Annotated in this window: 32 protein-coding genes; 3 read left to right on the forward strand and 29 right to left on the reverse strand. The window is 53.4% G+C overall.

The window, feature by feature from the left end; genetic code table 11:
* Positions 1–2: 2 nt before the first annotated feature.
* The 26 genes from rpsE to E3E33_RS04325 all read right to left on the reverse strand — a co-directional run bounded on the left by rpsE (position 3) and on the right by E3E33_RS04325 (position 15227).
* Positions 3–710, reverse strand: coding sequence for a 30S ribosomal protein S5 (rpsE, locus tag E3E33_RS04200; protein ID WP_167711041.1), 708 nt, complete (start codon positions 708–710; stop codon positions 3–5).
* Positions 707–1312, reverse strand: coding sequence for a 50S ribosomal protein L18 (locus E3E33_RS04205; protein WP_167711038.1), 606 nt, complete (start codon positions 1310–1312; stop codon positions 707–709). Before E3E33_RS04205 ends, rpsE begins: the two co-directional genes overlap by 4 nt.
* A gap of 10 nt (positions 1313–1322) precedes the next feature.
* Complete coding sequence (locus E3E33_RS04210) at positions 1323–1769, reverse strand: 50S ribosomal protein L19e (RefSeq protein ID WP_012571042.1); 447 nt, start codon at positions 1767–1769, stop codon at positions 1323–1325.
* A gap of 10 nt (positions 1770–1779) precedes the next feature.
* On the reverse strand, positions 1780–2160 hold the full coding sequence (locus E3E33_RS04215; protein WP_012571041.1) for a 50S ribosomal protein L32e: 381 nt from the start codon (positions 2158–2160) through the stop codon (positions 1780–1782).
* Between the two features lie 10 nt (positions 2161–2170).
* Positions 2171–2725, reverse strand: coding sequence for a 50S ribosomal protein L6 (locus tag E3E33_RS04220; protein ID WP_167711036.1), 555 nt, complete (start codon positions 2723–2725; stop codon positions 2171–2173).
* Positions 2726–2735: 10 nt separating this feature from the next.
* A complete protein-coding gene (locus E3E33_RS04225) occupies positions 2736–3128 on the reverse strand; it encodes a 30S ribosomal protein S8 (RefSeq protein WP_012571039.1) in 393 nt (130 codons plus the stop codon).
* A gap of 11 nt (positions 3129–3139) precedes the next feature.
* Positions 3140–3310 (reverse strand): 30S ribosomal protein S14, encoded by a 171-nt coding sequence (locus E3E33_RS04230; protein WP_012571038.1) that lies wholly within the window; start codon positions 3308–3310, stop codon positions 3140–3142.
* A gap of 1 nt (position 3311) precedes the next feature.
* Positions 3312–3863 carry a 50S ribosomal protein L5 gene (locus tag E3E33_RS04235; RefSeq protein WP_012571037.1) on the reverse strand — a complete coding sequence of 184 codons (552 nt, stop codon included), beginning with the start codon at positions 3861–3863 and terminating at the stop codon, positions 3312–3314.
* An 11-nt stretch (positions 3864–3874) separates the two neighbouring features.
* The gene (locus E3E33_RS04240; protein ID WP_012571036.1) at positions 3875–4606 is read right to left on the reverse strand and encodes a 30S ribosomal protein S4e; all 732 of its coding nucleotides are present in this window, start codon (positions 4604–4606) and stop codon (positions 3875–3877) included.
* A complete protein-coding gene (gene rplX / locus E3E33_RS04245; protein ID WP_012571035.1) occupies positions 4606–4971 on the reverse strand; it encodes a 50S ribosomal protein L24 in 366 nt (121 codons plus the stop codon). Before rplX ends, E3E33_RS04240 begins: the two co-directional genes overlap by 1 nt.
* A gap of 10 nt (positions 4972–4981) precedes the next feature.
* A complete protein-coding gene (locus tag E3E33_RS04250) occupies positions 4982–5407 on the reverse strand; it encodes a 50S ribosomal protein L14 (RefSeq protein ID WP_012571034.1) in 426 nt (141 codons plus the stop codon).
* 5 nt (positions 5408–5412) lie between these two features.
* On the reverse strand, positions 5413–5748 hold the full coding sequence (locus tag E3E33_RS04255; RefSeq protein WP_012571033.1) for a 30S ribosomal protein S17: 336 nt from the start codon (positions 5746–5748) through the stop codon (positions 5413–5415).
* Positions 5745–6122 carry a ribonuclease P protein component 1 gene (locus E3E33_RS04260; RefSeq protein ID WP_012571032.1) on the reverse strand — a complete coding sequence of 126 codons (378 nt, stop codon included), beginning with the start codon at positions 6120–6122 and terminating at the stop codon, positions 5745–5747. Before E3E33_RS04260 ends, E3E33_RS04255 begins: the two co-directional genes overlap by 4 nt.
* Positions 6008–6274, reverse strand: a complete 267-nt coding sequence (gene yciH, locus E3E33_RS04265; protein WP_206203365.1) for a stress response translation initiation inhibitor YciH — start codon at positions 6272–6274, stop codon at positions 6008–6010. Before yciH ends, E3E33_RS04260 begins: the two co-directional genes overlap by 115 nt.
* Before the next feature lie 36 nt (positions 6275–6310).
* Positions 6311–6511 carry a 50S ribosomal protein L29 gene (gene rpmC, locus E3E33_RS04270; protein ID WP_012571030.1) on the reverse strand — a complete coding sequence of 67 codons (201 nt, stop codon included), beginning with the start codon at positions 6509–6511 and terminating at the stop codon, positions 6311–6313.
* Entirely contained in the window at positions 6508–7134 is a 627-nt protein-coding gene (rpsC, locus tag E3E33_RS04275; RefSeq protein WP_012571029.1) for a 30S ribosomal protein S3, read from the reverse strand. The genes rpmC and rpsC overlap by 4 nt, the downstream gene beginning before the upstream one ends.
* Before the next feature lie 5 nt (positions 7135–7139).
* Entirely contained in the window at positions 7140–7610 is a 471-nt protein-coding gene (gene rplV / locus E3E33_RS04280) for a 50S ribosomal protein L22 (protein ID WP_012571028.1), read from the reverse strand.
* A gap of 10 nt (positions 7611–7620) precedes the next feature.
* Positions 7621–8022: a 30S ribosomal protein S19 gene (locus tag E3E33_RS04285; protein ID WP_012571027.1), complete on the reverse strand. Its 402-nt coding sequence runs from the start codon at positions 8020–8022 to the stop codon at positions 7621–7623.
* 2 nt (positions 8023–8024) lie between these two features.
* On the reverse strand, positions 8025–8744 hold the full coding sequence (locus E3E33_RS04290; RefSeq protein WP_012571026.1) for a 50S ribosomal protein L2: 720 nt from the start codon (positions 8742–8744) through the stop codon (positions 8025–8027).
* A 13-nt stretch (positions 8745–8757) separates the two neighbouring features.
* Complete coding sequence (locus E3E33_RS04295; RefSeq protein WP_012571025.1) at positions 8758–9018, reverse strand: 50S ribosomal protein L23; 261 nt, start codon at positions 9016–9018, stop codon at positions 8758–8760.
* 6 nt (positions 9019–9024) lie between these two features.
* Positions 9025–9792, reverse strand: coding sequence for a 50S ribosomal protein L4 (gene rpl4p, locus E3E33_RS04300; RefSeq protein WP_167711034.1), 768 nt, complete (start codon positions 9790–9792; stop codon positions 9025–9027).
* 10 nt (positions 9793–9802) lie between these two features.
* Positions 9803–10846, reverse strand: a complete 1044-nt coding sequence (locus tag E3E33_RS04305) for a 50S ribosomal protein L3 (RefSeq protein ID WP_012571023.1) — start codon at positions 10844–10846, stop codon at positions 9803–9805.
* A gap of 1 nt (position 10847) precedes the next feature.
* A complete protein-coding gene (locus E3E33_RS04310) occupies positions 10848–11618 on the reverse strand; it encodes a putative RNA uridine N3 methyltransferase (protein WP_048055009.1) in 771 nt (256 codons plus the stop codon).
* 445 nt (positions 11619–12063) lie between these two features.
* Entirely contained in the window at positions 12064–13206 is a 1143-nt protein-coding gene (locus E3E33_RS04315; protein WP_167711033.1) for an RNA ligase, read from the reverse strand.
* A 217-nt stretch (positions 13207–13423) separates the two neighbouring features.
* A complete protein-coding gene (locus E3E33_RS04320; RefSeq protein ID WP_012571020.1) occupies positions 13424–13972 on the reverse strand; it encodes a 50S ribosomal protein L16 in 549 nt (182 codons plus the stop codon).
* Positions 13973–14060: 88 nt separating this feature from the next.
* Positions 14061–15227: an MFS transporter gene (locus E3E33_RS04325; protein WP_167711031.1), complete on the reverse strand. Its 1167-nt coding sequence runs from the start codon at positions 15225–15227 to the stop codon at positions 14061–14063.
* A gap of 164 nt (positions 15228–15391) precedes the next feature.
* On the opposite strand from E3E33_RS04325, the gene E3E33_RS04330 reads away from it, so the two are divergent.
* Together E3E33_RS04330 and E3E33_RS04335 are read left to right on the forward strand one after the other, a co-directional pair.
* Positions 15392–16546 (forward strand): alanine--glyoxylate aminotransferase family protein, encoded by a 1155-nt coding sequence (locus tag E3E33_RS04330; RefSeq protein WP_167711143.1) that lies wholly within the window; start codon positions 15392–15394, stop codon positions 16544–16546.
* A 30-nt stretch (positions 16547–16576) separates the two neighbouring features.
* Positions 16577–17338 carry a hypothetical protein gene (locus E3E33_RS04335; RefSeq protein WP_167711029.1) on the forward strand — a complete coding sequence of 254 codons (762 nt, stop codon included), beginning with the start codon at positions 16577–16579 and terminating at the stop codon, positions 17336–17338.
* Positions 17339–17340: 2 nt separating this feature from the next.
* On the opposite strand, the gene E3E33_RS04340 is transcribed toward E3E33_RS04335, so the two are convergent.
* The gene (locus tag E3E33_RS04340; RefSeq protein ID WP_012571016.1) at positions 17341–17934 is read right to left on the reverse strand and encodes an ATPase, T2SS/T4P/T4SS family; all 594 of its coding nucleotides are present in this window, start codon (positions 17932–17934) and stop codon (positions 17341–17343) included.
* 194 nt (positions 17935–18128) lie between these two features.
* Between E3E33_RS04340 and E3E33_RS04345 the strand changes: the two genes are divergently transcribed.
* The gene (locus E3E33_RS04345) at positions 18129–19037 is read left to right on the forward strand and encodes an asparagine synthetase A (RefSeq protein WP_167711027.1); all 909 of its coding nucleotides are present in this window, start codon (positions 18129–18131) and stop codon (positions 19035–19037) included.
* 72 nt (positions 19038–19109) lie between these two features.
* Here the strand turns inward: E3E33_RS04345 and gltA are convergent, their stop codons facing one another.
* Both gltA and E3E33_RS04355 read right to left on the reverse strand, forming a co-directional pair.
* The gene (gene gltA, locus E3E33_RS04350; RefSeq protein ID WP_167711025.1) at positions 19110–20534 is read right to left on the reverse strand and encodes an NADPH-dependent glutamate synthase; all 1425 of its coding nucleotides are present in this window, start codon (positions 20532–20534) and stop codon (positions 19110–19112) included.
* Positions 20534–21370 (reverse strand): sulfide/dihydroorotate dehydrogenase-like FAD/NAD-binding protein, encoded by an 837-nt coding sequence (locus E3E33_RS04355; protein ID WP_012571013.1) that lies wholly within the window; start codon positions 21368–21370, stop codon positions 20534–20536. The genes gltA and E3E33_RS04355 overlap by 1 nt, the downstream gene beginning before the upstream one ends.
* Positions 21371–21478: the final 108 nt, after the last annotated feature.

A 21478-nucleotide genomic window follows, 5' to 3' on the forward strand; every position in this document is an offset into this window, starting at 1 on the left:
CCTCACTCCAGCTCGAAGCTCGTCGCCATCTCCCTTCCGACGACGATACCGTACTTCTCAATCATGCCGGGCTTGATGGCAACCCTGTTGGTGTTGTAGAGCGCGTTGAAGACTGCCTTGGCGAAGTTAACGGTAGTCCTAGTCTCACCGAGGGTCTGGGACCAGACGTCCTGAACACCAGCGAGACTGAGTATCTTCTTGCCAACGTCACCAATGACCAGTCCAAGGCCACGCGGTCCGGGCATGAGCTTGACGCGGACGCTTCCTTCCTTGCCCTCGACGGCGAACGGGATTGAGTGCGGCCTCCTACACCTGCACTCCCAGGAACCGCAACCGCGCTTGATTTCGATGATGTTCATCTTGGCATAGTTGATGGCCTTTCTGATGGCTATTCCAACCTCCTTGCCATGCCCAATTCCAAGGCCAACGTAGCCGTCCCTGTTGCCCACCGCAGCAAGAACCCTGAAGCGGATCCTCCTGCCACTGTCAGTCATCCTGACGGTAAGGGCTATGTCGAGCACTTCCTGGTTCTCCCTGAGGTTGACCTCTGGAAGGAGGACGTCAACGATCTCGGGCTCCTTGATCTGGTAGCCCTTCCTAAAGATCTCGTGAATGTCAGTTATCTGACCCTCCTTGACGAGCATGCCGAGCTTGGTCCTCGGCTGCCACTCCTCCAAAACCCTCTGGGCGATCTCCCTCGGGTCGCTCATTCTCTCGCCTCCTCAAACTTTTCGATTATTCTCGCCTTGACTTCCTCAAAGTGCTCGGGAAGCTTCTCGGGCTCGAGGCCCTTGACAAGGTAGCCGCTGAACTGCTTCCTGTACTTCCCCTCATCCTCTTCCTTGAGGGCCTTGGCGTAGTTGGCGATGTGCTCGCCAGTTATCCTGTAGTCCTCTGGATATATCTCCTCGCTGTGTGGGACGTTGAGGCCAGCGTCAACAGCACCCTTGAGGACGGCAAAGACGCTCGAACCCCTGGTCGGTGGGTGCAGGCCTATGTCAAGGATTGCCTCATCAATGCCAGCCTTCTTGGCCTTGTAGCCTATAAGCAGGCCGAGAAGGTAGGCACTCGGGGTGTTTCCTCCATGGCCCTTCCAACCAAAGTCCCTCATGAGTTCCCTCGTGTGAGCAGAGACGATAGTCTTGTCACCCTTAGGGTCGTAAACGACGATCTGAGCTATGTGGTGGTTAAGGCTCTTCCTAACGACGAGCCTTGGCTTGCCCGACTTGAGGAGGGCAAGCCTCTTGTGATAGTTAGTCTTACCCTCTCTCCTTCTCCTGAACGGAACCCTATACCTCGGTCCGTGCGCCATCTCTCTCACCTCACTCCTTCAGTATGCCGTGCTCCTGCATGAACAGGTAAAGCTGCCTCTTGTTCTTGAACTGGCCACCCTTGGCCCTGATGTACAGCCTCCTGTAGGTGTGTTCGTCTATCTTGCCCTCGGCCTTAAGCTTCCTGAGTTCCTTCCTGAGGGCGCGGATGGTCATCATCCAGCGCTCCTTCTTGCCCATCCTGGCGGTCTTCTTACCCTTCCTGCTTCCCGGGCCCCTGTGGCGGCCCTTCTTCCTGGCCTCCTGGTAGGCCCTTGCCCTAGCCCTGCTCTGGCCCTTGATGGGCTTCTTCTTTATGACGCCATCGTTGATGAGCCTCTTGATGTCCTCCCTCGTGATGGCAGCGGCGACGTCATCAATCCTCTCAGGGTCGATCCAGACCCTGTTCTCACCGCACTTCAAAATGTCAGCGGCAATCCTTCTCTGCATCTTGAGCATCAGTCTCACCTCACGGGTTGAGTACCTTCACACCAAGCTCCTTGGCCCTGGCAAGTATCATCTCTCTCTTCCTCGCGCCGACGGTCCTCGCTATCCTGGCAGCCTGCCTGGCCGGGTCAATTGCTTCAAGCTCCTTGACGTTGTGGACGAGGACTTCCTCGTAGCCGCTCGGGTGGAGCCCGCGGACGAGCCTCGGTGAGCTCCAGCCTATGCTCGGTGAGCGGGCCTTACCCTTCTTCTTGAGCCTCATCTTGCTGTCAATACCCTTAGGCCTGCGCCACTTGGGGTCGTTCTTGAACTTCGGATAGCGCCACCACTCCTGCCTGAGGAACCTGGGCTTCTTCCTCTTGAGCCTGGCCCTAATCCTAAGGAGTCTCGCTTTCTCGTTCATTTCTCACACCTCAGAACTTTATCGGCTTACCCGCCTTCTCAACTATGTAGATACCGTCCTGGAAGACTCTCCTATCCCACTTGGTTATCCTGGTGGCCTGCTCGATGTTTGCGGCAGTCTGGCCAACTGCTTCCTTATCAATGCCCTCGACGATGACCTCTGAACCCATGACCTTGACGGTAACACCGGGCAGTATCTTGGCCCTCCTCGGATTCTTCTCACCGAGGAAGTTCTCGATGACGACCTCGTCGCCCTGAACCTTGACAGTCATGGGGAAGTGGCTGTAGACGACTTTGAGCTTGTAAGTGAAGCCTTCAGTGACGCCCTTGATCATGTTGGCTATATGGGCTTTGAAGGTTCTCGCTATGGCAATGTCCTTCTTTCTCGGGAACTCCTTGTAAATGACAACCTTGCCGTCCTCGGTGAATATCTGAACGCCCGGGTACTTGAGCTCCCTCTCGAGCTCGCCCTTCGGGCCCTTGACCTTAACGACGTTCCTCTCGATGGTGACCTCGACTCCCTCTGGAATCTCAACCTCTTCCCTTACCCACGCGTCTATCGGCATCTCTCTCACCTCAGTAGACGTAGGCTATCAGCCTTCCGCCGATTCCCTTCTCTATTGCCTCTTTGTGGGTCATGACGCCCTGGGAGGTCGAGACGATGAGGATACCGAACTCGAAAGCCGGAAGGAACCTCTTCTCCCAGGCCTCGTACTCCCTCGCCTTGACCGGGAACCTTGGCTTTATCGCACCGGCCTTGTTTATCTTGCCTATGAGCTGCACCCTGTAGATACCGGCCCTTCCGTCGTCGATGAACTCGAACTCACCTATGTAGCCGTTCTCCTGCATAACCCTGAGGACCTCTCCAATGAGCTTGGAGGCTGGCTTTATGTAAACCTCCTTTTTTCCGACCCTCTCGCTGTTGGTTATGTGGGAGAGAGCGTTAGCCAGCGGGTCAAGCAAAGTCATCTCCTCTCACCTCACTCGTACTTCTTAAAGCCCAGCTTGGGGGCTATCTCTCTAAAGCAGTGCCTGCAGAGCATCAAGCCGTGGATCCTGATGATTGGGCCGTACTGTCCGCAGCGGACGCATCTCCTGGCGCCCTTCCCAAACTTCCTCGGCTTCCTCTTGTTGTAGTCAGCCTTCGCCATCTCACAATCCCTCCACCTGGACGTTAAACTCTTCCATAGCGAAGACGATACCCTCTTCCTTGGTCAGCTTGTGCCTGTTCGGTATCTTCTTCCTCTGCCTCTTCCTCTTGGCAACCCTGAATCCAGGCCTCTCAAGAGTAACGCAGACGTCCATACCAAAGATGCCTATCTCAGGGTCGTACTCGACGCCCGGGATGTTGATGTGCTCATCTATACCGAAGCAGAAGTTGCCATGCTCGTCAAAGTTGCTCGCCTTGAGCTTGTTGTCGACCGCAGCGAGGAGCCTCCTGAGCATCTCTTCAGCCTTCTTACCCCTGAGGGTGACCTTCACAGCGATAGGCTCGCCGCGTCTAATTCCGAAGTCCTTGTTGGTCTGCTTCGCGTGCCTCCTTATCGGCTTCTGGCCGACGAGCTGCTCGAGCATGGTCTCGGCCTTGGTAAGCCTCTCACCGCTCTCGCCAACTCCAATGTTTATGGTGACCTTCGCAATCCGGGGCTTCCTCATGGGATGAGCTTCCCAGTCAGCAAGTATGGCCTCTCTGTTGATCTGCATCTCATCTCACCTCACGGAAGGGAAATCTCCGGCTTGTCCTTTCCAACCACGAAGGCGTACTCCTTCAGGGTGTCAAAGAGCTCGCCGTTCTCGTCCTCGATGGTGACGACATCCGGCCATCCCATTGGGAACTGCCTGACCTCGACGACCTTACCTTTCCTTGCGACGTTCTTACCCTGGGTAACGAAGACGTAGGCACCGACCTCGAAGGGGATGACCTCGATTATCTCCCTCTCCGGAACCTTCATGAGAACAGTGTAGGCGGTCATGAACCTGTCCTTCTCGCTGAAGGCAACGAGGTGGTTGCTTCCGTCGTGAAGGTTGAGCTGAACCTTGGCTCCCTTAACCATTCTCTTGTTGCTGATCCTAAGAGGCTTTATGTTGGCCTCCTTCTCAGTTATTGGGTGGAGTATGAGCTTGCCAATCCTGTTCGGAAGAACCCTGTAGTGCTCACCAGTCTCGGGGATGGAAACGACGTCCATTATACCGACCGGGAACTTGTAGTCCTTCCTAACACGGCCGTCAACGAGTATCTTGCCCTCGTTGAGTATCTTCCTAGCCTCACGAGCGGTCTTGGCATAGCCAAGGTAGTCCCTGACGATATAAAGCAGCGGAATGGAGGTCTTCATGCTGTGCGGACCGGGCCTTGGCCTGACAGCCCACTTGTAGGCCTTCCTCTCAATATACCACTGATTTGGAGCGGCAAGCCTCTTAAGGTGCCTCTTAGCGCCTTTCCTCGCCATCAACCAGCCCTCCTCTCAATTATCTTCTCCCTCTCCTCGTCCTTGAGGTTGAGCTCGACTATCATAACGTTCGACGGGTGAACCGGGTAGAAGACCTCGGTACCGTCGACCTTCTTTTGGGTAACGCCCTCGACATAGATCCTGTACCTCTTGAGGTTAACCTCAACGACCTTTCCTTCCTTGCCCTTGTAGTCGCCGCGCATGATTTTGACCTTGTCGCCCTCCCTTATCGGAAGGCTCCTCACGCCGTACTTCTGCCTGAGCTCCTTGCTCAGGGTGGCGCTCATTATCTTGCTCCTAAGGTGAAGGGGAGCGTTGTAAAGGAACTTCCTCTGCTTCCTCGGCTGCCTGGTATCCAACTTCATCCTTCTCACCTCACAACACAATGCTCGCTATGCTACCGAGCCTAACCCACCTCTCGGCGGCCTCCCTAGCTATGGCACCCCTGATCTCGGTTCCCCTCGGAACACCCTCGGGGGTGACTATCGCAGCAGCGTTGTCCTCAAACTTAACGCGCATGCCATCGAGCCTTCTGTACTCCTTTCTCTGCCTGACAACAACTGCCCTAACGACCTGGTGCCTTATGTCCGGCCTTCCCTTCTTGACGGTGGCGACGACCATGTCGCCGACGCCGGCACTGGCAAGCCTCCTCCTGGTTCCCTTGTAACCAACAACACCAATTATCTGGATGAGCTTGGCGCCGCTGTTGTCGGCGACCTTGAGGTAGGCGCCGATTGGCAGAGCGCGGGTCGGCCTGACGGGACTAATACCTCTCGTAGCACCTGCACCCTTCTTAGCCATTGTTATCACCTCTCCTCTGCCCTCTGAAGTATGCCAACGACTACGAAGCTCTTGGTCTTGCTAAGCGGCCTGGTCTCAGCAATGAGGACCTTGTCGCCGGGCTTGGCGTTGATGCACGGTGGGTTGTGTGCGTGTATCCTGCTCCTCCTTAGCTCATACCTCTCGTACTTCTTGAGGTAGTGGTAGTGCTGCCTCTCAACGGTAACGGTCCTCTTGGGCTTGTCGCTGATGACGATGCCCTCAAAGTATCTGCCGTGTATCTTGAGGTTCCCGTGCCAGGGGCAGTGCGGGTCATCACACTTCTCAGCGGGAGGCTGAATCTTCAATCCAATCTCTCTCATCGTCTCCACCTCTTCTTCAATCTCATCTCGGGTCTTCCAATCAGTTCCCTTCCGTTGATCCGGATTCTTTTATCGCCAACCTCAAACTCGAGCTCCACCACGTCCTTCGGGATAACCCAGACCCTCTCACCGCATATGGTGAGGGTGTTCCTCGTCTCATCAAGGACATAGCCCTCAATGCCAACCAGCTCTGGATGAGATGCCCTTATAATTTTTGCTTTTAGCCCTATGAGCTCGTGCCAGAGGATGTTTTTCGCCGTTACTCGATTTCTATCAAGTCCTCTGAAAATCCAAGGTCTGCTAGCAACTTCTTGACCTTTTCTCTGTGGTCTCCCTGGAGCTCTATCCTTCCCTTCTTTACCGTTCCGCCGCATGCCAGCTTCGCCTTCAGCTTTTTGGCTATATCCTCGAGGTCAAACTCCTTCTCGTCTATGCCCTCGATTATGGTTTTAAGCTTTCCGTAGCGGGCCTTCTCTATGTAAACTCTAATCCTCTGCTGCTCCTTCAGGACCTCCTTAAAGAGCATCTCATCCAGAGGGTTAACAATCCTAGGCACTAACCATCACCTTTTCTCCCTAAGCTTCTCTTTCTTTATGGTAAGCAGGCGCGCGATATCGCGCCTGATGTTGCGGATGACCATGGGGTTCTCAAGAGAGGCCCCCATGGTGAGCACAGCCCTCTCCTTGGCAAGCTCGAGGCGGAGCTCCCTAATCTTCTTGTCGATCTCCTCAATGCTCATCTCTCTAATCTCGCTCGGCTTCATTCTTCACTCACCTCTTCTTCCTGGATGGGCTTCTCGATGACCTCAATCTCGTCCGGGAGCTTGGCGTCGGGCGGCATGATGGAGACCTTGACACCTATGACGCCGAGCTTGAGCAGGGCCTGGGCATAACCCTTGCTGACGAGGGTCTCGGCAGGGTTTCCGACCTTAGCAAGGTAACCCTGATAGAACCTGACACTCTTGGCCCTCTCTCCGGTGAGTTTGCCGCTGATCCTTATCTCGACGCCCCTAGCGCCGTTTCTCATAATGGCCCTTATAGCAGCGTAGGCTGCCCTCCTGAAGTGGACGCCCCTCTCAAGGGCCTGGGCGAGCCTGACTGCCTGAACCTTGGCGTTGAGGTAGGGGTTCTTGATCTCCTCGACCTCGATCTGCGGGTTCTCGAGGCCAAACTGCCTCTCAAGGATCCTGGTGAGCTCCCTAATGCGCCTGCCGCCCCTTCCGATGACATAACCGGGGTTGGCGGCGAAGATGATGACCTTAGTTCCGAGCGGGGTCTTCTTGATGTCTATACCACCATAACCGGCGCGCCTAAGCTCCTTCTCAAGGTACTCGTCGATGAGCATCTCCCTAACGCCTTCCTTGATGAAGTATCTCTCGATCGCCAAACGTCTCACCTCCTAATCTCCTCAACGACTATCTCGATATGGGTGGTCTGCTCGTTGAACGGTGTGGCCCTTCCGAAGGCCCTCGGGATGTATCCGCGGAGCACTGGTCCCCTGTGGGCAGCAGCGTGGATTATCTTGAGCCTGTCCGGGTCAAGACCCTTCTGCTCTGCGTTGTTCTTGGCGTTGAGGAGGACTTTCTTAACGGCCTTGGCGACCTTGACCGGGTAGCGACCTGGACCGAAGCCCTTGCCCGGCTTGTGACCCTGGCTGTCGTTGAAGCGCCTCATTGGAACCGGCCTCTTGAGGGCAATAACGTCGTCAAGGTACTTGAGTGCATCGTTGAGCATCATGCCCTTTATCTCCCTCAGGAGCTCAACGCTGTGCTTCGGGGAAATCCTGAGGTCCCTTCCGCTCGCACGAGCCATCCTCTCGGGGTCAAAATTTTGGAATGAGTAGGAAAACCTGCCCCTGCTCATCTAAACCACCTCACTTGATGGCCACGAACATCGATGACCTGGTTGCACCGACACCAGGCGAGCCGTGCTGGACGATCTTCCTCGTGAGGGCAAACTCACCGAGGTAGTGGCCTATCATCTCCTCCTTAATCTCGACTGGAACGAATTCCTTTCCGTTGTAGACGTGAATGGTCATGCCGACCATCTCTGGAAGGATGACCATGTCCCTGCTGTGGGTCCTGATGGGCTTGTTGTACTTGCCCTTCTTAGCAAGCCTGATCTTCCTGAGGAGCTTCTTCTGCTCGGGGCTGAGACCCCTCTTAAGGCTCCTCCTCTGCCTCGCAGGGAGGAGCTTAGCAAAGTCCTCAAGTGACATGTTGAGCAGTTCCTCGAAGGTGTAACCCCTATACCTAAACTCCTTCTTTCTCGCCATCTTCACTTCCTCCTACCAGTTCTTCTCGCGGCTATGTGACCGACCTTCCTTCCAGGCGGAGCGCGCCTCGAAACGGTGCTTGGCCTTCCGATGTGGTGCTCCTTACCACCGTGTGGGTGGTTGACGGCGTTCATCTTGACACCCCTCGGCTTCGGCCAGAACCTGTTCCTCGCCTTGGCGATGTAGTATGCCTTTCCTGCCTTGACGATAGGCTTCTCGAGCCTACCACCACCTGCAACGACACCAATGGTGGCCCTGCACATTGGGTTGAACTGCTTGAGCTCGCCGCTCGGGAGCTGGACGATGACCTTGTCCTTCTCCCTGCTGACGACGAGGGCGTAGACACCGCCAGCGCGAACGTACTTACCGCCGTCTCCAGGGGTTCCCTCTATGTCATAGACATAGCTTCCCTCTGGTATCATGGCAAGCGGGAGGGTGTTGCCTATCTTGATTGGAGCGTTCGGCCCTATGGCAATCTCCTCACCGACGAGGATTCCCTCGGGAGCGATAATGAGCTTCTCCATGCCGTTCTCGAACTTGACGCGAGCCACTGGAGCGGTCCTTCCAGGGTCGTGGAGTATCTCAACGACCTTACCGACGAGGGTCTTCTCCTTTGTCAGGTTGAGCGGAACGTACCTGACGGCACCCCTGTACCTGTGGGAGGGGGCCCTAAAGGTCGTGGTTCCCTTACCTCTCCTCTGCTGAATCAAACTCTTTCCCATCTCACTCACCCCGTCAGAACAATCCTATCCTGGCAGCAATCTCACTTGCACTGTACTCAGGCTTGAGCTTCACATAGGCCTTCTTCTCTCCCCTCATGGTGATGAGGGTGTTGACCTTCTCGACCTTGACGTCGAACATCGCTTCCACGGCCCTCTTGATGTCCTGCTTGGTGGCGCGCCTGTCAACTATGAAGGTGAGCTTGTTCTCGTTCTCGATCATGGCAACGGCCTTCTCGGTGACGACCGGCCTGATAATAACCTTGTATGGGTCCATCTCTCATCACCCGTAAATCTCCCTAAGCCTCTCTATAGCGCCCTTGGTCCAGATGGTGAGCCTTCCCGGGTGGGTACCCGGAGCGAGCAGCTCGACGCCGAGGTTCTCGACGGTGACGACGTCAACACCCGGGTGGTTCCTGGCTCCCTGGACGATTCCCTCGTTCTTGGCGACAACGATGAGCGGGCCCTTGGCCTTCTTGTAGCGCCTTCCGCGCATCTTACCCTTACCGGCCCTTATCTTGGTATTCTTCTTGGCTCTCTCTATGTCATCCCAGACGCCGAGCTTCTTGAAGATCTCCCTAGTCTGGGCGGTCTTGAAGACCTTCTCGAGGTCGTCAACGACAACGAGCGGAACCTGCGGGACGTTGTCAACGATGTGACCTCTAGCCCTAACAAGGTCGTAGTTGGCGGTGGCAGCTATGGCGCTCATGATGGCGAGCCTGCGCTCCTTCTTGTTGATATCCTCCCAGATTATCTTCTCGACCTTTGGCGGGTGGGTCCTCCTTCCACCCCTCGCGAATGGGACGAAGGCGGCAAACCTCGGAGAGGTCTTTATCCTCTCAACCCTTGCCATTCCGTGGCCCTTTCCGATGTTCTCGGTGACCCTTCTCTTTCCAGCGAGCGGGTCCCTACCCTGGGGCTGAATTCTGTGGGTCCATGAGGCAATGACAGCCCTCCTGATGAGGTCGGGCCTGAAGGGAGTGGCGAAGACATTTGGAAGCTCTATCTCCTCGACTGGCTCGCCTTCGAGATTGAAAACCTTAACCTTCATCTATCTCACCTCACTGCTTGGATTCCCTACTGATGTAGGTTATCTGCGGCCTCTCAACGGGCGGCTTCTTCTTCGGCGGCCTTATAGCCGGCCTGACCCTGATTATCCTCTTGAAGGAACCCGGTATAGTACCCTGTATCATGAGGAAGTCGCTCCTTATGATGCCGTAGTGCGGGAAGCCTCCCTTCGGGGTAATCTCTATCTCGTTCTTCTCGTCGAGCTTGAGCTTGCCGTTCTCGCCTATGGCGATGAGCCTCTTGTTGAACTCAGTCCTGTGGTGGAAGCCCATCTGTCCAGCCTGCGGGACGGTCCACATGACCCTGGTCGGGTGCCATGGACCAAGGTTGCCGACGTGCCTACCCTTTCCAGCCCTCTGGGCCTTGTGGAACTGGATCTTTATTCCCCACCTCTTGACTGGACCCTGGGTTCCCTTGCCCTTGGTGACTGCTATGACGTCGAGAAGCTCTCCCTCGTGGAGAACCTCGCTCGCGCGGAGCTCCTTGCCTATCTTCTCCTTGGCGTAGTCAAACTTGGCCTTGACGTCGTCACCGCCGATGGCGTACTCCATGACCTCGGGCTTCTTCTTGAGCTTGATGAGCCACGGCTGAGTGTGGACGAGAAGCCTAACGTCAACTATCTCGCCGTCGTTAACGAGGTCCTCGAGCTGGCCAAGCTTGGCCTGGAAGGCCTCCTCGTTGTAGTCCTTCGGCAGGGTCTTTATCCTCCTCTTGACGTAGTCGTTGAGCTCGTGGAACCAGACCTCGGTGGCTGTCTCAAGTCCGAGGTAGCCCTGCCTGTAGGCCCTGATGCCGTAGACGAAGAGCGGCGGGACCTCGACTACCGTGACCGGCATGAATATTTCCTTGCCCTTGGTGAGCCCTGGCCTGTCGTCTATCATGAGGATGTGGGTCATGCCGGCCTTGTAGCCGGCGAAACCGAGCATCCTGACCTCACTGTCCTTCGGCCACTTCCTGATTCTCGGAACTATGCTCTTAGCCCTCTTTCTCGGGGAGTAAGCCAGTGAACCTCTCCTTGGCCTGTGTATTTTTCCCATCTCAATCCCTCCTTATGAGATTAAACACCGCGAGGGTGGCCAGCACGGCCTCCTCGGTGCGGACGGTAGCTGTCCGCTGATTTGGAATGGTGTTGAGGATTAGATCAAAGGAATAATCCTCCTCGCCGAGGAGCTCCATCACACCCTTCCTCGGTGAGCCGAAGATGAATCCGACCTCCCCCTCGAGCGGGGGAAGCTTCACCTCTCGAATGTCTTGCCCCTTCCTGGAGGTGGCGATTGCCAAGTCAAGCCCGGCCTTTTTAAGTGTTTTTGCTAAGGACTTTTTCGTGAGGTGCACCCTGTATCCCCAGTACTCTTCTGGCTTCGCTGGTATGACCCTGAGCGGCCTCGTTGAGACAATTCTGAACGTTGCACGCCCCTCAACGTCCCCCCCTACCAAAGCGAGCTCGTCGAGACCGATGTCGGCGTAGACCCTCCGCCCCCTCCTGAAGGCGAAGCCCTCACGGATTTCTCCAACCTTGGGCTTGCCTTTGAGCTTGTGGTGGGGCGTTCTAAGCGGGGGAATCACGCCAACGTACTTGAGTTCAGGCATGAGGGGAAAGAGCCTCTTCCTGAGGTACTGGGGCGTTTCCGCATACTCGAGGATGAGCTTGATGAACCTTCCGTCCTTCCCGCCGGCCCTGTAAATCCAGATGTGCTCGATACCGAATATTGCTGCTGCCCTTGCTATCTGCCCAACCTTGTACGTCCTGATTTTCGGGTCATCGGTCTCTTCTAGTAGCGAATCCGGAATGAAGATGTGCCAGGCCATTTTTCCGTCATCCTTCGCTATGGTAACTTCAACGCTGAAGTGGGGTCTATGGAGACTATTTAAAAGGCTTTCGAACCCTTCCACCCTTTTTTGGGTTTGGAGGTGTACAAATTTTTTGCAAAGAAACTTTGCAGGGCAAAGTTTCATCAAAGTTCGTAGCTCATTAAAGCATAGCCAATCTTTTTCTTGGGTTTATTATTCCAAGAGCAATATTATAGAGAAGCCCTGGGAACTCCCTCATAAAAAGGGGTTTATCTCAAGAGGACGCCCTTCGGGCGTCGAAAAGATGCAAACCCACGGATAAGCTGGTACTTAATCGTTGTTCTCTTCAATCCAACGAAAACACAAAAGAGAAACCCCCCTTAGCATTATAAGGTCGGAGAGCTACCAACTTTTGGTGAAGCTTTCTCCAAAAGCTTCAGCGCTGGCAAAAAAGAAGGAGTAATTAATCCACAAACGCCAGCCCGTTCCACAGTTCTCTAATCTCGCTCGTGGCATCTGGGTAGACTCGCTTGAAGGTTATCCTCCAGTAGCCGTTCTTCAAGTCCTCGATGTCCTCGATGTGGATCTTGACCCCTAGCCCCTCAAAGTGGGTCATCATTTTATGGGCGGTCGTTATGTTCTTGACCCTCACCGTGAAGACCTCCTCGACCTCGCCGCTGTTGGCAACCTCATGGATGCTCTCCACAAAAGGCCTCAGAAGAGCTTTTCCAAGGGCCTTGGCGTACTCGTCGAACTCCTCGCCCTTTACGTGCTTCTCCGCGAGGTAGAATGCGAGACGTTTAATCCTCTGCATGAAGTAGCCATGCGGCAGGTCGAAGAAGATATGCGAGCCTATCCTGATATCGTTGATGTTGGCGTAGGGCGTTACGTACTTCGCGATTCTCTTCATGTTGGGGCTCTTCATGACGATTCCTTCCCTTCTCTCGCTGTGGAGCATCTCAATGAGGTCGTAGAGGTCGTCGATGCGGCGTCGATCATAAACTCCGAACACTTCAACATGGGGAATTCCGTATTCTTCAGCGAGCTTCAGCCTTTCCTCTACGGAAAGGCTCTTCCCACCCCCTTTCTCCTGGATGTCAAAGAGGAAGAACTGAATATCCTCCTTCACGTAGGGCGGACCTTCAACGAGGTAAGGACTTTCAGGTCCAGCCATCTCCCCAGCCAGAACGAGGTTCGGGTAGTCCCTGAAGAAGTCGAAATTTATGAAGTCCTCAACCCTCTCCGTCGTGAATGGACAGACGAAACCTCCTCTTGTGATGGCGAGAACCTTATCTCTCACTTTAACGACCCTAACGTTGTATCCATCGACCTTCTCCTCCACATAGAAGGGCTTGTTCCTGAAGACACGTCTTATCCCATTCTCAAGCTGGACGATGCGCTTTATGTGGGGGAAGCCAAGAACAACATCACCGTTCTCGAAGGCGACAGTTCCACGCCTGAAGCCTTTGGCAGAATCGCGGAAGCGGACGTATCTGATGCCCTCGAATTCGTCTTCGACGACACCCCCCTTACCCTCGAGGACCGATAATCGCTCCTCAGGGATGCCAAGCTTGAGCAGAATGTTCCTGAAGTGAGAGCTTACCATCATCCCACCAAAGAAGTTTAGACGTTGGTATTAATAATTATTTGGACTTATCGAACTTAAAGTTAAATGAAATCAACACCCCTTGCACGTGAGGAATCATCACTATGCACAAAATTAGAGCGACATCGTTAATAATCATCTATGAATATACTGCAAAACTCGAACAGAAAAAGGAGCAAGGAAGAAGCGCTCCAGCGCTGCGCTTTAGCGTTGTGCGTCAGCGTTTCATGGTCGAGAGAACCTTGCTGGTAATGTCGTTGCCTTCCTTGTCGTAGATCCTGTAGTAGGCGCTGTAGGGGAGCTTCATGGCAGCCCTGCGCATTGCCTCGAGGGCGAACTTGAGGTGGCCCTCGTTGACCCAGACGGTGAGTATCTTCTGGTCCTTCTTGACGCGAGCGGCAAGTCCGATGGGCTTTCCGAAGGGCCTGCGCATACCGTTACCGTAACGGTCTGCCTTCCTCCCGGTAGCCATCGGGTTCTCACGGAGGACCTGGAACGGGTAGACCCTTATCTTGAAGTGGTAGTTGCTCCTACCGACGTTCTTCTGGAGGTACCTGTTGACTTGTATACGGATGGCCTCAAGGGCGTTCTGCCTTATCTGCATGGCCTGCTCAGCGTGAAGGCTCACCTCATACTGGAACTCGGCGGAAAGATTGCCCATGTCGAAGATGGTTATCTTCGGTCCAGGGGCACCACGTATGTATTCCCTCCTTGTGTAAGCGGGCTTGTCAACGTCCCTATCAATCTTGGCTGGTCTCAGTCCCATACTCTCACCTCCAAATGAGCGTAAGCTAAGCCTAAACTTAGGCGAGTGGAGTGGCTTATAAAAGTTTTGGAAAGCCCGTCACCCCATCTTACTCTCCAGTCCCTTTAAGCTTAACGGACTCCCGAAGGAGTGCCAGTGAAAACGGCAGGAAGGAAAGCAGGGCGAGGTTCAACGTTACGCCAACACTTATCTCCCCGAGAGAGTAGGCCAGGCCGAAGAGCATTCCCCCAGCGAAGGTCGAGAGGTTCTGAATTCCGTTCACACCCCCTATAGCCAACGAAGAGCGGTAGTATGAAGCCAAGACTTTCCTCGAAACCGGTCTGAAGCTCTGGAAGGCTAAGAGAGCCATAAATATGCCGAGAAAAACTGTCGGAGCAGTCTTTACGGCAGCGAGGATTGGGGAGATCGCTGCCATAACTGACGTCAGAACAACCATCCTTCTCTCGCTCCTGACGTCGGCGAGCCAGGAAATGACGTAGCTGAGGAGTGCCGATAAAAAGCCTGCCCATCCGATAAGCATCGCTGTCCTAGCTTTGTCCATACCCAAAGCTTCGGAAACATAGATATAGGTTATCTCGCCAGATGTAAAGGCAACTATGATCGCCATCAACGACGCGATTATGAGAATCCTTTTTGGGTTGAGGCTCGGCTTCTCCCCATCGGGCGTTTTCTTTCTCTTGGGCACTATCCAGCCGTAGAGTAGGAAGTAGGCAAGGATCATTATCACGCCGGTGAATACAAAGAATACAGAGGCAATCCACATTTGACCGGACAAGCCAAAGTTAATGGTGTAGGCGTAAACATAGTTGCCGAGGAGTGAAGCTATACTGCCAAAGAGGAAGTAAATTGATGTGACCCTTGCCCTTATCTCGTTTGGTGTAGTTACTGCTATGACGAATTGAGCCATTGGCCAGCTCAATCCATTGAGGAAGCCGTTGAGAAGCTTTATTCCGGCCACCTGAACCCAGGTGCTTGTGATGGGGTAGAGATGGACCGCCAGAGCGTTACCAATCATAGCCAGTGCTCCTATGTAAACGAGCTTCCTGCCTCTCTCAAGGGCGAGACCACCAAGAACAGACGAAAATGCCCTTGCCAGGACAAATGACATGGAAACAATGGAGACCGAAAGCATTGAGGCCTGGAGAATGTTCCTTGTATAGAAGGCTATCGCCGGAGTCGCGAGGCGGAAAGCTATCGTTCCTGTGAAGGCAGAGATGATGAGCAGGATTATTCCAGCCAGGCGTTTGCGTTCCATCAAACCCCCTTCTAAACGTTAGGGTGGAACTTTTAAAAGTCTTGGCTAGGTCGAAAATTCTTCATTTTATTGCCGGCGAAACGAACATAGCTTCGATAAGCCACGTGAAGGGACTAACGAACCATTTTTATATTTCCCTTCCAACCCCCGCCGAGGTGATGCTGATGGAGCTCAGGTTCGACATGGAGTATGAGGAAGCTTACAGGGAGCTTTATGAAATAGTCAGGCCGAAGTACAAGCTCTTCACAGCAGGTCCTGTTGCTTGTTTCCCGGAGGTTCTCGCGATAATGAGCGTCCAGATGTTCAGCCACCGCTCGGCTGAGGCAAAGGAAGTTCACGTTGATATCCTCAACAGGCTCAAGGCCTTCCTTGAGGCCGATAAAGGCGAGGTAATCCTCTTTCCGAGCTCCGGAACGGGCTTCATGGAGGCCGCTGTGAGAAACACCATTCCGCGCGGTGGAAAAGTTCTCGTCACGATCATTGGTGCGTTCGGAAAGCGCTTTGCTGACGTCGTCAACACCAACGGAAGGAACGCCGTTGTATTTGAAAAGGAACCTGGAAAGGCCATCAAACCAGAGGAGCTTGATGAAGTCCTCAAGAAGAACCCTGACGTTCACGCGGTCACCATAACCTACAACGAGACGAGCACTGGTGTTCTTAACCCGCTTCCGGAGCTTGCTAAGGTCGTCAAGGAGCACGACAAGCTCCTCTTCGTCGATGCCGTCTCTGCCATGGGTGGAGCGGACATCAAGTTTGACAAGTGGGACATCGATCTTATCTTCGCGAGCAGCCAGAAAGCCTTCGGTGTTCCACCAGGATTAGCGGTTGCCGCCGTTAGTGAGAGAGTCTTTGAGATCGCCGAGAGGATGCCCGAGCGCGGCTGGTACTTCGACCTGCCGCTCTACAAGAAGTTCAACGAGAAGAAGAAGGGAACGCCCTCAACCCCACCACTCCCACAGATATTTGGCCTCAACGTCGTCCTCAGGATAATCGAGAAGATGGGCGGCAAAGGTGCCTGGCTCGATATGTACAGGAAGAGGAGTGAGATGATACGCGAGGGCGTCAAGGAGATGGGCCTCGGAATCCTCGCCGAGCCAGGCTACGAGAGCCCAACCATCACTGCCGTCGTCGTTCCTGAGGGAATGAAGGGCGTTGACGTCTACAACGCCATGCGCGAGAGGGGCTTTGAGCTCGCCAAGGGCTATGGAAGCGTCGCTGAAAAGACATTCAGGATTGGAAACATGGGCTACATGACATTCGACGACATAAGGGAGATGCTCGACAACCTGAGGGTGGTCATAGAAAAGCTTAAGGCCTGATGCTCCCTTTATATTTCTCCAGTGAAAGTAATGGCAAAGAAAATATGGATTGCACTGTGGCTTTTCATCAATCTTCTGATATTTTGGAGTGTTGGACTCTACACTAGCGGATATTCCCTCGAGGGCTACCTCCCATGGGAAAGCGCCAAGATTCAAGAGTATACCCCCATCATCCACACCTTCCCCGGAGATGAACCTTACGGAATTCTATACATGGTGGACATAAAAGGTAACATCTACTACTACATCGTATGGGAGGACGAGTATTTTCACAACACGATAATCGACAGGCTCTACCACTTCTTCCGTTCCTTGGTCTACAACGGGAACACTTACGATATAGAGGCCGTGAAGATCTACCCAGACAATAACAGTGTATATCTCCAAACCTACGAGCACACCGATGTATGGGCAACGATACAGCCCGACGAGAGCTGCCTCTGGAACGGGCAGACCATCCCAGACTGCACCGAGAAGGGAACCCACGTGAAGGTCTACGTCGTGACTTGGAACCACATGCTCTCGCTGACTCCGGAGAACGGCACCATCAGGGTTGAGAACCTCCCTATGAGACAAATGACGGTGGACGACTATGTTTCCCTCGGCATGTTCCGAAGAACCCAGAAGACTATCGGTGGTGTTACTGTAAACTCCCTCCTGATAGCAGTTCTGATAACCGTTCTGTTCAACGTGACTCTCTATGCCGGCTGGAAAAGGGGCTATCTATCCATGGAATACTACCGCAAACTGAAGGAAGAGATACACAAGGACCTTAAGAGGATAAGGAAATAACCTTAAAGAAGCGGCTCGAGCTCCACTTTTTCTCCCGACTTTTTGACAGCATATATCCTGTTGATCTTCCTGGTTCCAGTTCTGAAGTCCCTCTTGAGTTCGACCACAATATCAAACTTGCTCATGACGTCATTGCTGGCCCTTAGCCAGTGCTTGACTTCCTCGATTATATCGCCAGAGATTGTTAGCGAGGTTGCTATGAATGTGTAGTCATCAAGGAGCTCGTCCAGAATCGTGGGCACGTGGACGGTGTGGATGGTGTCTATGACGATGTAGTCCGGGTTTATGCGCTTTATTTTTTCGATAACATCCTTGGTGCGCTTCTCAAGGCTCTCGGGGTCAAATTGAGTGTCTATAACAACGATATTCGGTTTGAATGGCTTGAATTCGCTGTAGGCGGTTATTACAGCAACCTTCCTGTCATCAGGTATCAGATGGATCAGAGCCTCGACGAGTTTGGTCTTTCCAGACCTGCTTGAGCCAACGATTAAGATGTCCTTCCTCTCAAGGAGGGCATCCTTTAAGATCTCAAGCTGTTCCTCGGTTATCGTTCCGTATCTAAGGAGGTCTTCGGGAGTGAATATGTAGACGCCCATGCTTTACCACCGTATAGGGTTCTCCTTGGGGCATTATAACGCTATCGTTTACCCGCCGCCATCTTCGCCAATTAGATTGTGATTTTCTGACGTTTATTCAAAATTAACCTTTATTTTATGTCGAATTTTGCCCAAAATTCAACTTTTCTTGCACAAAGGACATAAAGGTGGAAATCACTGACAAAGAACAGGTGATGAAGATGAACGCTCTCCAAATTGTAACCCGGAAAATTGAACCAGTTATAGAAGTTCAAACGAGAGTGATTGACTATATGACAAGATACATGGTGAGCAAGGGTTTCAGGTGGATGCTTCCGGTGATGCTCAGCTCCATAACTGACCCCCTATGGCCAGACCCGGCCGCCAGTGAGGCCCTAAAGCCGCCAGAAGTCGAGGTCTACGGCGAGAGGCTAAGGCTAACTCACAGCATGATACTCCACAAGCAGATGGCGATAGCTATGGGAATTGACAGGCTCTTTATACTCTCGCCGAACATAAGGCTCGAAGGGAGAAGCGCCGACGATGGCAGACACGCCTACGAGTTTACGCAGCTTGACTTCGAGATAGCCTATGCGAGCATGGACGACGTCATGAGCCTCATAGAGGAGCTGATAAGCGGATTGTTTAAGGAAGCTAGGAACTGGGGACTGGAGAGGGAAGTGCCCAAGGTAGCGCCACCCTTCAAGCGCTTCACTCTTGAGGAAATTAAGGCCGAGTTTGGAAGCGAGGATGAGGCAAGTAAAGCCATGGACGAGCCCTTCTGGGTGATAGACATTGAAAGGGAGTTCTACGACAGGGAAGACCCAGAGAGGCCGGGCCACTTCAGGAACTACGACCTCTATCTGCCAGAGGGATACGGCGAGGTTTCAAGCGGCGGCGAGAGGGAGTGGGAGTACGAAGTAATAGTCAGAAAAATTAAGAAGGCAGGCATAAGCCTCGACGCCTTCAAACCCTACCTCGAAGTCGCCAAAGCGGGCCTCCTGAGGCCAAGCGCTGGAGCGGGCATAGGCATCGAGAGGCTCATCAGGTACCTGGTCGGGGCTGAGCACATAGCGGAGGTTCAGCCCTTCCCGAGAATTCCGGGGATTCCAGCAATCATATAATGACATGCTTTTCTTTCTTCTAATCAGTCAAAATTAACTGCACCGTGACTAGTAGAATGAAAGTAAGAGAATTCACGAACCACTTAGGTACTTGTGAATTGCCCTTGCCGCCTTTTTCCCATCCCCCATAGCCAAAATAACCGTTGCCTCTCCCCTTATTGCGTCTCCCCCAGCGAAGACCCCTGGGATGCTCGACATCAGGTTCTCATCGACCTTTATCCTGCCCCTCCCATCAATCTCGAGTCCGGGGACGGTTTCGAGAAACGTTCTGTTCGGGGTCTGACCGATGGCTATAATAGCAGTATCGAACTCCATCGTTACTGTCTCACCCGTTGGTACGGGTCTCCTCCTGCCGCTCTCATCGGGCTCGCCGAGCTCCATTTTCTCAAGCTCTATGGCTTTAAGGTTCCCATTTTCGTCGCCGATGAAACGCTTGGGCGAGACGAGAAACATGAAGTTCACACCCTCTTCCTCGGCGTGGTGGATTTCCTCCTCACGGGCAGTCATCTCTGCCTTTGTCCTGCGGTATAATATCCACACCTTTGCACCGAGTCTCAAGGCTGAACGGGCGGCATCCATGGCAGTGTTCCCACCACCGATCACTGCCACATTCTTTCCTATCTTTATGGGGGTGTCGTACTCTGGAAACGCATAGGCTTTCATGAGGTTCACCCTAGTGAGAAACTCGTTCGCCGAATAGATCCCATTGAGGTTTACCCCTGGCCATGGGTATATGCGGGGCGTTCCAGCACCCGTGCCTATGAATATCGCGTTGTACTCCTCCCTCAGCTCCTGAAAGGTCACGGTCTTGCCGACGAGCACGTTGGTTTCTATCTTAACGCCGAGCCTCCCCAGGTTCTCAAGCTCCCTCTCAACAATCACCTTTGGTAGCCTGAACTCTGGGATGCCGTAGATCAGGACTCCCCCCGGTTTATGGAGGGCTTCGAAAATCGTAACCTCATAGCCAAGCTTAGCCAGCTCTGCTGCGCATGTCAGACCCGCTGGACCAGCACCTATGACCGCAACCTTCTTGCCGTTCCTCCGTATTTCCCTCGTCCCTTCCTCTAAGAGCTGGATGTCTATGCCATTCTCGCGGGAGTAATCTGCCACAAACCTTTCGAGCTTGCCGATATTGATTTTGTCACCAACCCTGCCCATGACACAGTTCATCTCACACTGATCCTCCTGAGGACAAACCCGGCCTGTTATAGCTGGAAGTGAGTTACAGGCCCAGATGACACTTAAAGCCTCTCTAACGGCCCTATCAGGATCATCACGGTACTGGACAAGCTTAGATATGAACTCGGGAATCCTTATTCCGACTGGACAGCCCTTAACACAGGGAGCATAGTCAATTGGACAGTTAAGGCAGCGTTCGGCCTCCTTCACAGCCAATTCGAAAGTATATCCAAGGTTTACCTCCTCGAAATCCCTAACTCTCTCCCCAGGCGGTCGTTCAGGAGTCAAAATACGCCTCTTAATAATTTTTCTCGGCATCAGACCATCCTCCTCTCCCGCTTCCACTTCTCAAGGCTTATGAGCTCCAAATCTCTGTAATAGTTAAGCCTCTTCACCAGCTCGTCCCAGTCAACAAGATGGGCGTCGAATTCGGGTCCATCAACGCAAGCGAACTTTATCTCACCGCCGACAGTTACCCTACAAGCGCCACACATGCCAGTTCCATCGACCATAATTGAATTCAGGCTCGCGACGGTTCTTACGCCATGGGGCCTAGTGAGTTCCGCAACGGCCTTCATCATGACAACGGGCCCAACAGCATGCACGAGGTCAATTTTTCTACCTTCATCGAACAGCTTCGCTAGAGCGTGCGTGGTGAAGCCCTCAATACCGTAGCTCCCGTCATTGGTGGTAACGATTACCTCGTCGCTTACCTCCGCAAGTTTATCCTCCCAGAAGACGAGCTTCTTCGTCCTGAAACCTAGTATAGAAATTACATGGTTGCCAGCTTCCTTCATCGCTTTTGCAACGGGATAAATTTCAGCAACTCCAACGCCACCACCTACCATAACGACCGTACCGAAGTTATCTATGTGACTTGGCCTTCCAAGTGGCCCCAAGAGATCAAGTATGCTATCGCCATTTTCATAGGTACCGAGTTCGTAGGTGGTCTTTCCAACTTCTTGGACAACTATCGTTATAGTGCCCCCACCTGCATCGCTGTCGGCTATGGTGAGCGGTATCCTCTCGCCCTTCTCATGAAGCCTGAGAACGACAAACTGGCCGGGCTTAGCGTGTCTCGCTACCCTTGGCGCTTCGATTTCGAATAGGTTTATGCCAGGAGAAAGCTTCTCCTTGTGAACTATCCTAAACACAGTTCCCCACCTGGGTATTTTGGGGCAAGCTCCTATAAAATCCTTTTCTAATACCCAACCATCCGTTGGTAACTGTTGGTTTGAAGAACCCTTAAATCATTCTTCTAC

The sequence above is a fragment of the Thermococcus sp. GR5 genome, assembly GCF_012027535.1.
In the GTDB taxonomy this organism is placed as follows: Archaea; Methanobacteriota_B; Thermococci; order Thermococcales; family Thermococcaceae; genus Thermococcus; species Thermococcus onnurineus.

What these genes read in the sequence shown, in the direction of transcription:
- rpsE (WP_167711041.1), bottom strand. Translation starts at nt 710, where the DNA reads ATGAGCGACCCGAGGGAGATCGCCCAGAGGGTTTTGGAGGAGTGGCAG.
- E3E33_RS04205 (WP_167711038.1), bottom strand. Translation starts at nt 1,312, where the DNA reads ATGGCGCACGGACCGAGGTATAGGGTTCCGTTCAGGAGAAGGAGAGAG.
- E3E33_RS04210 (WP_012571042.1), bottom strand. Translation starts at nt 1,769, where the DNA reads ATGCTCAAGATGCAGAGAAGGATTGCCGCTGACATTTTGAAGTGCGGT.
- E3E33_RS04215 (WP_012571041.1), bottom strand. Translation starts at nt 2,160, where the DNA reads ATGAACGAGAAAGCGAGACTCCTTAGGATTAGGGCCAGGCTCAAGAGG.
- E3E33_RS04220 (WP_167711036.1), bottom strand. Translation starts at nt 2,725, where the DNA reads ATGCCGATAGACGCGTGGGTAAGGGAAGAGGTTGAGATTCCAGAGGGA.
- E3E33_RS04225 (WP_012571039.1), bottom strand. Translation starts at nt 3,128, where the DNA reads ATGACTTTGCTTGACCCGCTGGCTAACGCTCTCTCCCACATAACCAAC.
- E3E33_RS04230 (WP_012571038.1), bottom strand. Translation starts at nt 3,310, where the DNA reads ATGGCGAAGGCTGACTACAACAAGAGGAAGCCGAGGAAGTTTGGGAAG.
- E3E33_RS04235 (WP_012571037.1), bottom strand. Translation starts at nt 3,863, where the DNA reads ATGCAGATCAACAGAGAGGCCATACTTGCTGACTGGGAAGCTCATCCC.
- E3E33_RS04240 (WP_012571036.1), bottom strand. Translation starts at nt 4,606, where the DNA reads ATGGCGAGGAAAGGCGCTAAGAGGCACCTTAAGAGGCTTGCCGCTCCA.
- rplX (WP_012571035.1), bottom strand. Translation starts at nt 4,971, where the DNA reads ATGAAGTTGGATACCAGGCAGCCGAGGAAGCAGAGGAAGTTCCTTTAC.
- E3E33_RS04250 (WP_012571034.1), bottom strand. Translation starts at nt 5,407, where the DNA reads ATGGCTAAGAAGGGTGCAGGTGCTACGAGAGGTATTAGTCCCGTCAGG.
- E3E33_RS04255 (WP_012571033.1), bottom strand. Translation starts at nt 5,748, where the DNA reads ATGAGAGAGATTGGATTGAAGATTCAGCCTCCCGCTGAGAAGTGTGAT.
- E3E33_RS04260 (WP_012571032.1), bottom strand. Translation starts at nt 6,122, where the DNA reads ATGCGGCGGAACGGTAAAGAAGGGAAGGATAGAGCTCCAGGGAGACCA.
- yciH (WP_206203365.1), bottom strand. Translation starts at nt 6,274, where the DNA reads ATGCTCTTTAAGGAGGTCCTGAAGGAGCAGCAGAGGATTAGAGTTTAC.
- rpmC (WP_012571030.1), bottom strand. Translation starts at nt 6,511, where the DNA reads ATGAAGCCGAGCGAGATTAGAGAGATGAGCATTGAGGAGATCGACAAG.
- rplV (WP_012571028.1), bottom strand. Translation starts at nt 7,610, where the DNA reads ATGAGCAGGGGCAGGTTTTCCTACTCATTCCAAAATTTTGACCCCGAG.
- E3E33_RS04285 (WP_012571027.1), bottom strand. Translation starts at nt 8,022, where the DNA reads ATGGCGAGAAAGAAGGAGTTTAGGTATAGGGGTTACACCTTCGAGGAA.
- E3E33_RS04290 (WP_012571026.1), bottom strand. Translation starts at nt 8,744, where the DNA reads ATGGGAAAGAGTTTGATTCAGCAGAGGAGAGGTAAGGGAACCACGACC.
- E3E33_RS04295 (WP_012571025.1), bottom strand. Translation starts at nt 9,018, where the DNA reads ATGGACCCATACAAGGTTATTATCAGGCCGGTCGTCACCGAGAAGGCC.
- rpl4p (WP_167711034.1), bottom strand. Translation starts at nt 9,792, where the DNA reads ATGAAGGTTAAGGTTTTCAATCTCGAAGGCGAGCCAGTCGAGGAGATA.
- E3E33_RS04305 (WP_012571023.1), bottom strand. Translation starts at nt 10,846, where the DNA reads ATGGGAAAAATACACAGGCCAAGGAGAGGTTCACTGGCTTACTCCCCG.
- E3E33_RS04310 (WP_048055009.1), bottom strand. Translation starts at nt 11,618, where the DNA reads ATGGCCTGGCACATCTTCATTCCGGATTCGCTACTAGAAGAGACCGAT.
- E3E33_RS04315 (WP_167711033.1), bottom strand. Translation starts at nt 13,206, where the DNA reads ATGGTAAGCTCTCACTTCAGGAACATTCTGCTCAAGCTTGGCATCCCT.
- E3E33_RS04320 (WP_012571020.1), bottom strand. Translation starts at nt 13,972, where the DNA reads ATGGGACTGAGACCAGCCAAGATTGATAGGGACGTTGACAAGCCCGCT.
- E3E33_RS04325 (WP_167711031.1), bottom strand. Translation starts at nt 15,227, where the DNA reads ATGGAACGCAAACGCCTGGCTGGAATAATCCTGCTCATCATCTCTGCC.
- E3E33_RS04330 (WP_167711143.1), top strand. Translation starts at nt 15,392, where the DNA reads ATGGAGCTCAGGTTCGACATGGAGTATGAGGAAGCTTACAGGGAGCTT.
- E3E33_RS04335 (WP_167711029.1), top strand. Translation starts at nt 16,577, where the DNA reads ATGGCAAAGAAAATATGGATTGCACTGTGGCTTTTCATCAATCTTCTG.
- E3E33_RS04340 (WP_012571016.1), bottom strand. Translation starts at nt 17,934, where the DNA reads ATGGGCGTCTACATATTCACTCCCGAAGACCTCCTTAGATACGGAACG.
- E3E33_RS04345 (WP_167711027.1), top strand. Translation starts at nt 18,129, where the DNA reads ATGAAGATGAACGCTCTCCAAATTGTAACCCGGAAAATTGAACCAGTT.
- gltA (WP_167711025.1), bottom strand. Translation starts at nt 20,534, where the DNA reads ATGCCGAGAAAAATTATTAAGAGGCGTATTTTGACTCCTGAACGACCG.